The organism is Pantoea sp. CTOTU49201, assembly GCF_032054795.1.
GTDB classification, from domain to species: Bacteria; Pseudomonadota; Gammaproteobacteria; order Enterobacterales; family Enterobacteriaceae; genus Pantoea; species Pantoea symbiotica.
This window is the reverse complement of sequence record NZ_DAMBSA010000317.1, coordinates 3,140-5,520: the sequence shown is the minus strand read 5'-3', so window position 1 is coordinate 5,520 and position 2,381 is coordinate 3,140. Positions and strand designations below refer to the sequence as shown.

Genomic DNA, 2,381 nt, shown 5'->3' with positions numbered 1-2,381 from the left:
GGGCATTGCTGTTGATAAAAGAGAACGGGTATTTGACGCATTTTATCGCATTGAAGGAAGCGATATTTCTGGCTCTGGTTTGGGATTGTCTATTGTCAGCGCCATTGTGACGCGCATGAAAGGGCAAGCGAAGCTCACTGCAGCAACGTCCTCCGCGACGGGGCTGAAGGTGAGCATTGCTTTACCACTTTTTTAATTTTCACAAGGAATAAATATGATTCTCACCTCAGAGACAGCAGAGAATATTAATGACTCGCTCTTTCTTATGATTAACGCTCCGGCTCATGCCTCGAGTTTATTACTGACATTAGGGAATATCTGCGCCTCCTGGTTAATTTTTATTTTCCCGCTGAGCTTGCTGGTCTATTGGTTTAGCTTTAAACCCGAGAATCAACGCGTGGCAATGCAGGCGCTTACCGCTGGCATCGTGGCATTGTGCGTAAATATGGTTATCGGTTATTTCTTCCCGCATCCAAGGCCGTTTATGGTACCGATTGGCCACACTTTCCTTAGTCATGCTGCTGATGCTTCTTTCCCCAGCGATCATATGACGCTGGCCTGCGCCATTACCTTCAGTTTGCTGTTTAGCAGAAAAATACAGGCTGGCTTGAGCCTGTTGTTGCTGAGTCTGTTTATCGCCTGGGGACGTATTTATATGGGCGTGCATTTCCCGGCCGATATGCTTGGTTCAATCACGGTAGCGTTATTGTGTTGCTGGGGCGTGAAGAAAGCAGAAAACCGTTTAGAACCGCTTTTTGCTCACCTTTATCGACTGAACAATTCTCTCTTCGGTCATCTGCGGATTAACCGGGAAAAAAGCTGAGTAGCTATCATGGTGATTGAAACCAGGCGAATTATTCGCAATCCCTATCTCTTATTAATTGTCTGTTGTGCGGTGCTGTTTGGTATTCCGCTCAGTGCATGGGTGCTGCACTGGAATTGGAATGCCAGCCAGCAATCAGCGGGGCTTTTTGGCTTTTATCTGCTGACACAAACTGTTTCACGACCTTATGGCATCATTACCGCCGCTTTGTTGGTGGGTGCGCTGATCTATGCATTGCGCATTCGCAAAGCCGAATGGTTTAAATATGCTGTGGTGCTATTACTGCCGATTATTTTGGGACAGTTAGCCGTGAATATGATTAAGAGAACTACGCCTGAACCACGGCCTTATATAGTGTGGTTGAGCCAAACAGACAGCGAGATAGACCGTCATTTTTATCAGGTGGATAGCGCAGAGCGGCAGGCGATGTTGAGTAAGCGGTTAGAGAGAATCAGCGTTATCCCGCAGTGGCAGAAGCAGCATTGGCTAAATCAAACCGATTCAGCTTTTCCATCGGGGCATACGGCGTTTGCTGCCACCTGGGCGCTGATGGCGGTGAGTTTACTTCTCGCGCGCGGGAAAACGCTGCTGGCCACGATCATCATGCTGTGGGCGATGGGCGTGATCACCAGCCGTCTTTTATTGGGGATGCATTGGCCCGGCGATCTCTTTACCTCAATCATGATTGCGTTTTATTTGAGTCTTCCAGCGGTTTATTTTCTGTGCCGGGAGGAAAGCAGAAGAAAAGCGCCATCTCTCTAAGCGTTACTCAAAGCGATAATTTCATTTGCGCCAGTTTATCGAAGCCCACCGAACAGAAAGGAAAGGGGAGGATGACAAATTTGTCATGTAACTCATGCCGGCAAAAAAAAACGCCACAGCGTGGCGTTTTTAGGCAGAGAACCAAAGGGTGAGAAAACTCACCACGGCGAACGCGCTAACCGCAACCGCCGCATATTCACTGAATGGTCGGGACATCATCAATCTCATCGAAATTTCCTCTTAAGGTGAGGCTATTTTCATTAATGAAGATTAAGTGAACCTTAGGTTGATGAGTGAGGTGGCGGAAATTTGTAGACATTGCGTTGATGGCGGCCAGGTGCGCATAAATGCGCACCCTACGAAATCTGTAGGGTCGCCATTCATGGCGACCGTTTCACATATCAAATGACGCGCAACGGAAAAAACACCCATAACTTGTTAATTATGCGTCCAATAAGTTCCCGTTTCAGGCAGCGGCAGGAACTGTTGATTCATCTCCTCTAACGTCTCTTCCGGTGAGATATCGTGAAAAAGCGTGGGATGAAACGTTTTGGCAAAAAATTCCGCCGCCAGCAGGTGCCACGGACTCATATAAAAGTTCTGCCAAAACGCATAGGCGCGCTGCTGTTGTACCGCCGATAACACCGAAACGGTCGCATCATTGGAAAGGGCATGCAGGAAGCTTGCTCGCGCGGCAGCGGCATCCACTTGCGGTCCGAGCTGCAAAAAGCCGGGTTCGCTGGGCGCTGCTGAACCGGTGGCGATATAGATAGCCGGATTGGCCGCGATCACCGCT

The 2,381-nt window shown here is 48.8% G+C and carries 3 protein-coding genes and 1 pseudogene; 3 read left to right on the top strand and 1 reads right to left on the bottom strand.

Annotated features, from left to right (window positions below):
• The 3 genes from RTY00_RS18740 to RTY00_RS18730 form a co-directional block, all read left to right on the top strand.
• The coding region (locus RTY00_RS18740; RefSeq protein ID WP_312665448.1) for an ATP-binding protein at nucleotides 1-196 on the top strand (196 nt) is incomplete at its 5' end.
• Nucleotides 197-214: 18 nt separating this feature from the next.
• A complete protein-coding gene (locus tag RTY00_RS18735) occupies nucleotides 215-823 on the top strand; it encodes an undecaprenyl-diphosphatase (RefSeq protein ID WP_312665446.1) in 609 nt (202 codons plus the stop codon).
• 9 nt (nucleotides 824-832) lie between these two features.
• Nucleotides 833-1,585 carry a phosphatase PAP2 family protein gene (locus tag RTY00_RS18730; protein WP_312665445.1) on the top strand — a complete coding sequence of 251 codons (753 nt, stop codon included), beginning with the start codon at nucleotides 833-835 and terminating at the stop codon, nucleotides 1,583-1,585.
• Nucleotides 1,586-2,023: 438 nt separating this feature from the next.
• On the opposite strand, the pseudogene RTY00_RS18725 reads toward RTY00_RS18730, so the two are convergent.
• Nucleotides 2,024-2,381, bottom strand: a pseudogene (locus tag RTY00_RS18725) (hypothetical protein); the annotation flags it as partial.